Here is a 7,078-nt window from a genome sequence, read left to right on the forward strand (position 1 = left end):
CGCCCTTCCCGCTGCTGGCCGCCGTGCCCGCCGAGGGGCCCGGCATGGCGGTGACCTGGGCGGCGGGGGCGGTGCCACTGCTGACCGGGCTGACGATCGCCTGGTTCACGGTACGGGTCGCCGCCCCGCCGTACGCCGAACGGGACGAGGCGTGGAGCGCGCGCGAGACCGCGCTCGCGACGGCGCTCGCCGGGGCCGGGTGCGCCGTGCTGACGGCGGCGCTGGCCGCGCTCGCGGGCGGGCCGCTGGGGACGGCGCGGCTGGTGGAGTTCGGGCCGGTGTGGTGGCTGACCGGGGTGGCTGCGCTGGCGTGGACGGTGGGGATCGGCGTACCGGCGGCGCTGCTGGTACGGGCCTGGCGGCTGCGCGAACGCCGCGGGACGGACGAGCAGGGAGAGGCGGACGAAGTGGGCGATGTGACTGAGGCGGGCAAGGCGGACGAGTTGAGTGAGACGAAGGAGGTGAGTGAGACGAAGGAGGTGGACGAGGTGAACGACGGGAGCGGGACGGACAGCGCTGACCCGGACTCCGAGAAGCGCCCCTGGTGGCGACGGCTGCCGTGGCGGCGCGGTGAGGCGGCGGCGGAGAAGGACGCGCCGGTGGAGCCGGCGGATGAGGACGTGACGCCCACGCTGGACGGTACGGAACCGGCGGAGGCGCCGTACGACTTCCTGCCGATGGACGACTGGCACGACCGCGACTCCCAGGAGGCGCGCTGGGCCGCGATCAAGCAGGCGTCCGGCGGCCTGATGACCGACTTCCCGCCGGCCCCGCCCACACCTGAGCCTCAGCCCGGACCCGAGCCCGGACCCGAGTCTGCGACGAAGCCCGAGCCCGAGACCGAGCCGACGTTCGCCACGAAGCCCAAGCCCGAGCCCGAGACCCCGACGAAGCCCGAGCCGGAGGCGAAAGCCGCCGACTGACCCGCGCCCACCACTCGAACGAGCGGCGGCCCCGCCCCTCCCGCAACTGGGAAGGGTGGGGCCGCCGTCGGACGTACCGGGTGGCCGCCGGCTACTTCTGGACGCCGAAGATAGGGACCAGCGAGTCGGGAAGCTTGTCGTTGCAGGCCAGTTGACCCGTCTTCGTCAGCGCGTCGTTCACGCACGTGTAGTAGTCGCGGTAGACGAGCTGCACGGTGAACGTCCCCGCCACGACCAGCAGTGCGAGGGACGCGGTCACGATGCCGCTCACCGCGGCCGTCGTCTGCGGCTTGTGCGTCGTCGTGCCCTGGGCCGGGGCGCCCGGCGGCGTACTGGGCACCGGCGGCGCGCCCGCGGGGGTCGACGCGGAAGACGTCGTACCCACGTCGGAAGGGTTCGCCCCCGTGCGCTCGGCCGACGGACGCGGCAGTGGTGCCTTGGCCCGCAGCGAGCTGATGCCCCAGTACAGGGCGAGTGAGCCGAGGAGCAGCGCGACCTGGGGGAAGTCGAAGAGGGCGAAGAAGAACGCCCACATGCCCGAGAGGATCGAGTACCGGGCACGGCGCTGGAACGGGTCGGTCGGGTCCCAGCGCAGACCGCCCTTGCCGGGCCGGCCGTCCGGACCGTCCTGGCGGCCACCGGGGCCGTTCTGCCCGCCGCCCGGTCCGTTCTGGCCGCCGGGCCTGCCGCCGAATCCGCCCGACGAGCGGCCCGGCTGACGGCTGCTCCACTGGCTGCCCCAGGACGAACGGTCATCGCCCGACGACTGGTCGTCCGGCGTCCCGCCGCCGTTCTGGGGATGGCGCGGCTGCCACGGCTGGTCGGGCCTGTCCTCCGGCGGCGGCGCGAACGGATTGTCGTCGGAGGGCCCGGAGCCGCCCGAGGAACCGGAGGACCCGGAGCCGCCCGAAGAACCCGAGGACCCCGAAGAACCCGAGGAGTCCTCCGGCCCGGAGGATCCCGAAGAACCCGAGGACCCGGAGGACCCGGCGGACGAGGACTGGCGTTCCCGCAGCAGAAGCACCGGCCCGGTGGGCTGCGGGACAGGGAGTGCCGTGCGGTGTCGTCGGTCCGGCATCTGGTGAACGTCTTCCCCTCAGACCCTTGGCGTAAGGGGTCTTGTGTCGTATGGCCCGTCCTGGAGACAGGTCCGTGTCCCCAGACGCTACCTCCCGGCCGCGCCCCCGTCCCCCGGGGGCCGTTCGGTGTGCCGGTATCGTTGCTGACGGTCGGCGCATTCGTAGAGTTCCCCGACAGGGGAGACCCGGTTCGTTCGTACGACCACACAAAACCGCACGACCCGCACCACCCGCGAGGCTCTGCTCGCGTCCAGAAAGGCGTTCCGCCGTGGCCTCCCCGCCGTCCCCGCCCGCCCCAGACGACCCGAAGACCCCGCCGGAACCGGGCTCCCCGGTCGAATTCGGCTCCCCGGCCCGGATCGTGGTCCTCGTCTCCGGCTCCGGTACGAACCTCCAAGCCCTGCTCGACGCCGTCGCCGCCGACCCGCAGGGCTACGGCGCCCGCATCGTCGCCGTCGGCGCCGACCGCGACTCCATCGCCGGTCTGGAACGTGCCGAGCGCGCCGGGCTGCCGACCTTCGTCCGCCGCGTCAAGGACCACGCCACGCGCGACGAGTGGGATGCCGCGCTCACCGAGGCCACCGCCGCGTACGAGCCCGACCTCGTCGTCTCGGCCGGCTTCATGAAGATCGTCGGGAAGCGGTTCCTCGCCCGCTTCGGCGGCAGGTTCATCAACACCCACCCCGCCCTGCTGCCCAGCTTTCCCGGTGCCCACGGGGTGCGTGACGCGCTCGCGTACGGGGCGAAGGTCACCGGTTGCACCGTCCACTTCGTCGACGACGGCGTCGACACCGGCCCGGTCATCGCGCAAGGCGTGGTCGAGGTGCGGGACGAGGATCACGAGGACGGTGGCGTCGCTCTCCATGAGCGCATCAAGGACGTCGAGCGACGGCTGCTCGTCGATGTCGTGGGGCGTCTCGCCCGGCACGGCTACCGCATTGAGGGACGAAAGGTAACAATCCAGTGAGCGTCGAAGAGACCGCGGCCCGGACCGCCGGAGCAGCCGCCGCAGCCGAAGGTACGAAGCGGCCCATCCGCCGCGCGCTGGTCAGCGTCTACGACAAGACCGGCCTGGAGGAGCTGGCCCGTGGACTGCACGCGGCCGGCGTCACGCTCGTCTCCACCGGCTCCACCGCCGGGCGCATCGCCGCCGCCGGGGTGCCCGTCACCAAGGTCGAGGAGCTGACCGGCTTCCCGGAGACCCTCGACGGCCGCGTCAAGACGCTGCATCCGCGCGTCCACGCCGGCATCCTCGCCGACCAGCGCCTCGCCTCGCACCGCGAGCAGCTCGCCGAGCTGGGCATCGAGCCCTTCGAGCTGGTCGTGTCCAACCTCTATCCCTTCCGCGAGACCGTCGAGTCCGGGGCCACTCCCGACGAGTGCGTCGAGCAGATCGACATCGGCGGCCCGTCGATGGTCCGCGCCGCCGCCAAGAACCACCCCTCGGTCGCCATCGTGACCAGCCCCGCCCGGTACGGGGACGTCCTCGCCGCCGTACAGGACGGCGGGTTCGACCTGACGACGCGCAAGCGGCTCGCCGCCGAGGCGTTCCAGCACACCGCCGCGTACGACGTGGCCGTGGCCTCCTGGTTCGCCGCCGACTACGCCGCCGCCGACACCTCCGGGCTGCCGGACTTCCTGGGCGCGACGTACGAGCGTACGAACGTCCTGCGCTACGGCGAGAACCCGCACCAGGCCGCCGCGCTCTACACCGGCGGTCCGGGCGGCGGGCTCGCGCAGGCGGAGCAGCTGCACGGCAAGGAGATGAGCTACAACAACTACACGGACACCGACGCCGCGCGCCGTGCCGCGTACGACCACACCGAGCCGTGCGTCGCGATCATCAAGCACGCCAACCCGTGCGGCATCGCGATCGCAGACGACGTCGCCGAGGCGCACCGCAAGGCCCACGCGTGCGACCCGCTGTCCGCGTTCGGCGGGGTCATCGCCGTCAACCGGCCCGTCTCCGTGGAGATGGCCGAGCAGGTCGCCGAGATCTTCACCGAGGTCATCGTGGCGCCCGGTTACGAGGACGGCGCCGTCGAGGTGCTGGCCCGCAAGAAGAACATCCGCGTGCTGCGCTGCGAGGGCGGCCCCTCCGCCGCCGTCGAGGTGAAGCCGATCGACGGCGGCGCGCTGCTCCAGGTCACCGACCGGCTCCAGGCCGACGGCGACGACCCGTCGACCTGGACGCTCGCCACCGGCGACGCCCTGTCCGACGCGGAGCTGCGCGAACTGGCCTTCGCGTGGAAGGCGTCCCGCGCGGTCAAGTCCAACGCGATCCTGCTCGCCAAGGACGGCGCGAGTGTCGGCGTCGGCATGGGCCAGGTCAACCGCGTGGACTCGGCGAAGCTGGCCGTGGAGCGCGCGGGCGAGGAGCGGGCCCGTGGGTCGTACGCGGCCTCGGACGCGTTCTTCCCGTTCCCCGACGGGCTGGAGATCCTGCTGGACGCGGGCGTCAAGGCCGTGGTGCAGCCGGGTGGTTCGGTGCGTGACGAGCTGACGATCGAGGCGGCGAAGAAGGCCGGCGCGACGATGTACTTCACCGGGACGCGGCACTTCTTCCACTGAGCCGGTCGAACCACCCATCGCCGCCTGCCGGTTACGCGGTGACGGCCGCCCCCGGGAGGACCAGTCACCGTACGGGGCGGCGGAACGCCGGAAGGCCGTAAACCCCGTCGCTACGACGGGTGTTACGGCCTTCCGGCGCGTGCGTGCGCGTGAGCGCGGTGCGTGTGTGTCAGTAACGCGGGCGCTTGAACCATGCCGCGCCGTCCGACTTCGACACGAAGACGATCAGCAGAATGCTGAGCACGATGTGGACGATGCCCACGAGGCCACCGAACGGGTAGATACCCAGGACTATGGTCAGGGCGCCGTACACGATCAGCGCGGTACGCAGGCCGCTGCCGCCGGAGTTGAACTTGATGGCGAGGACGATCGACGCGACGGTCCACGCGAACGCGATGAAGGTCATGAACCAGAGCAGGCCGCTCGACTGGTCCACCAGGTTCTGGAACTGCGAGTCGTCGGCCAACTCGTCCGTGTCCTTGGCCGCGTTGAGCGCGATGGCGGCGAACAGGAAGATCACACCGCCGATGAGGCTGAGGCCGGAGATGATCCAGAGGAACACCCGGGACGCCGTCACGCCGCCGGGCATCTGCTGCGGCATGCCGCCCGTGGGGCCGCCGGGGTAGCCGCCGCCGTAGCCGGGCTGGACCGGGGGAGCCTGCGGGTAGCCGTAGTTGGCCGGCGGCTGCTGGGGCTGGCCCTGCTGGGGGTAGCCGTAGCCCGGCTGGCCCTGGGGCTGCTGCTGGCCCTGCTGGCCGTAGGGGTTGTTCGGGTCGCCAAAGCTCATGGCGGGATTCCTCCGTTGGTAATGCGGGGACATCGCGGAACCGTAAGGAGGAACGTCATGGAATCGAGCGGTTTGCCCCCCAACACTGCCCGCGCACTGCGCGGCTCATCGTGCTGTTCGGATCGTCTTTTTGTCCAGTCGGTATCCCTATGTGTTGTGCAAGTGCAACCTGGGTCGAACGGTTGATCTTGGCCGCCCGGGCTCGTGCGTGACCTTGGATTGGAAGAGCGGTGGGGTCATCCGCGAAGATGGGCGTATGACCGCCCAAATTCTCGATGGCAAGGCCACCGCAGCCGCGATCAAGTCCGACCTGACCGCCCGCGTGGCGGTCCTCAAGGCGCAGGGCATCACCCCGGGCCTCGGGACCCTGCTCGTCGGGGACGACCCGGGCAGCCGCTGGTACGTCAACGGCAAGCACCGCGACTGTGCCGAGGTCGGCATCTCCTCCATCCAGCGTGAGCTGCCCGACACCGCCTCCCAGGAGGAGATCGAGGCAGTCGTACGCGAACTCAACGCGAACCCCGACTGCACGGGCTACATCGTCCAACTCCCGCTCCCCAAGGGCATCGACACCAACCGTGTCCTTGAGCTGATGGACCCCGCGAAGGACGCCGACGGGCTGCACCCGATGAGCCTCGGCCGACTGGTGCTCAACGAGACGGGGCCGCTGCCGTGCACCCCGTACGGCATCATCCAGCTGCTGCGCGCCCACGGGGTCGAGATCAAGGGCGCGCACGTGGTGGTCGTGGGGCGCGGGATCACCGTGGGCCGCTCGATCCCGCTGCTGCTCACCCGTAAGTCCGAGAACGCGACGGTGACGCAGTGCCACACCGGCACCCGTGATCTCGCCACGCATCTGCGGCAGGCCGACATCATCGTGTCGGCGGCCGGGGTGCGCCACATCATCAAGGCGGAGGACGTCAAGCCGGGCGCCGCGGTGCTCGACGTCGGCGTCAGCCGCGACGAGCACGGCAAGATCGCGGGGGACGTCCACCCGGACGTCGCCGGAGTGGCAGGCTGGATCTCACCGAACCCCGGTGGGGTCGGCCCGATGACCCGCGCGCAGCTGCTGGTGAACGTCGTCGAGGCGGCGGAGCGCGCCGGAAGCGGTAGCGGAACGTGAAAGGGGCACCCATGGGTGCTGGTACGAGTGCGGGCGCCGACGCGGCGGAGGAGCCGGCCGGCGGTGGCGCCGACGAGCCTGTGGCGGAGGGGGACGGCGACGCGGCCCCCAGCACCTCGCGGCGCTTTCCGACCGTCACCCAGGACACCGCGCGCCCCGAGGGCGGCGGCCGTGCCGCGCCCGGCGACGCGCCCGCGCCGGCCCGGCAGTGGCCGCTGCTCACGGTGCTGGGCGCGACGGGGCTCGGGCTGCTGATCGTCGGGCTCGATCCGTTCGACGAGGCGTTCCGCTACGGCACGATACTGATCGGTGTGGCGTTGATCACCGGTGCGATCCTGCGGCGGGTGATGCCGTCCGTCGGCATGCTGGCCGTACGGTCCCGCTTCACGGACATGGTGACGTACGGCCTGCTCGGTGTGGTGATCGTCCTGCTGTCGCTGATGACGCAGCCGAAGCCATGGCTGGAGATCCCGTTCCTGGAGGACGTGGTCCACTCCACCGTCCCGTAGCACCGGCACTCCCCTCCGCAGGCCGGAGAAGAAGACGGCGCCCATCCTGACTCGGGGGAGGGGATGGGCGCCGTCTTCTTCTCCGG

At 71.5% G+C, this 7,078-nt stretch carries 7 protein-coding genes; 5 read left to right on the forward strand and 2 right to left on the reverse strand.

Features of this window, described 5'->3' with window-relative positions; genetic code table 11:
• Nucleotides 1-923: cell division protein PerM (locus BHU15_RS40290; RefSeq protein WP_255293192.1), on the forward strand; the 923-nt coding region annotated here is incomplete at its 5' end.
• Between the two features lie 91 nt (nt 924-1,014).
• On the opposite strand, the gene BHU15_RS23400 is transcribed toward BHU15_RS40290, so the two are convergent.
• A complete protein-coding gene (locus BHU15_RS23400; protein WP_069629005.1) occupies nt 1,015-2,001 on the reverse strand; it encodes a hypothetical protein in 987 nt (328 codons plus the stop codon).
• 359 nt (nt 2,002-2,360) lie between these two features.
• Between BHU15_RS23400 and purN the strand changes: the two genes are divergently transcribed.
• Entirely contained in the window at nt 2,361-2,969 is a 609-nt protein-coding gene (purN, locus tag BHU15_RS23405; protein ID WP_069629009.1) for a phosphoribosylglycinamide formyltransferase, read from the forward strand.
• Nucleotides 2,970-3,034: 65 nt separating this feature from the next.
• A complete protein-coding gene (gene purH / locus BHU15_RS23410; protein WP_107422917.1) occupies nt 3,035-4,573 on the forward strand; it encodes a bifunctional phosphoribosylaminoimidazolecarboxamide formyltransferase/IMP cyclohydrolase in 1,539 nt (512 codons plus the stop codon).
• 169 nt (nt 4,574-4,742) lie between these two features.
• Here the strand turns inward: purH and BHU15_RS23415 are convergent, their stop codons facing one another.
• Nucleotides 4,743-5,360 (reverse strand): hypothetical protein, encoded by a 618-nt coding sequence (locus BHU15_RS23415; RefSeq protein ID WP_069629007.1) that lies wholly within the window; start codon nt 5,358-5,360, stop codon nt 4,743-4,745.
• A gap of 256 nt (nt 5,361-5,616) precedes the next feature.
• On the opposite strand from BHU15_RS23415, the gene BHU15_RS23420 reads away from it, so the two are divergent.
• Nucleotides 5,617-6,483 carry a bifunctional methylenetetrahydrofolate dehydrogenase/methenyltetrahydrofolate cyclohydrolase gene (locus tag BHU15_RS23420; RefSeq protein ID WP_069629008.1) on the forward strand — a complete coding sequence of 289 codons (867 nt, stop codon included), beginning with the start codon at nt 5,617-5,619 and terminating at the stop codon, nt 6,481-6,483.
• An 11-nt stretch (nt 6,484-6,494) separates the two neighbouring features.
• Nucleotides 6,495-6,992, forward strand: a complete 498-nt coding sequence (locus BHU15_RS23425; RefSeq protein ID WP_069622126.1) for a DUF3017 domain-containing protein — start codon at nt 6,495-6,497, stop codon at nt 6,990-6,992.
• Nucleotides 6,993-7,078 lie beyond the last annotated feature (86 nt).

This window comes from Streptomyces niveus (genome assembly GCF_001723055.1).
In the GTDB taxonomy this organism is placed as follows: Bacteria; Actinomycetota; Actinomycetes; order Streptomycetales; family Streptomycetaceae; genus Streptomyces; species Streptomyces niveus.

Bases quoted from the DNA above. Each gene is read 5' to 3' on its own strand.
- BHU15_RS23400 (WP_069629005.1), bottom strand. From the start codon at position 2,001: ATGCCGGACCGACGACACCGCACGGCACTCCCTGTCCCGCAGCCCACC.
- BHU15_RS23420 (WP_069629008.1), top strand. From the start codon at position 5,617: ATGACCGCCCAAATTCTCGATGGCAAGGCCACCGCAGCCGCGATCAAG.
- BHU15_RS23415 (WP_069629007.1), bottom strand. From the start codon at position 5,360: ATGAGCTTTGGCGACCCGAACAACCCCTACGGCCAGCAGGGCCAGCAG.
- BHU15_RS23425 (WP_069622126.1), top strand. From the start codon at position 6,495: ATGGGTGCTGGTACGAGTGCGGGCGCCGACGCGGCGGAGGAGCCGGCC.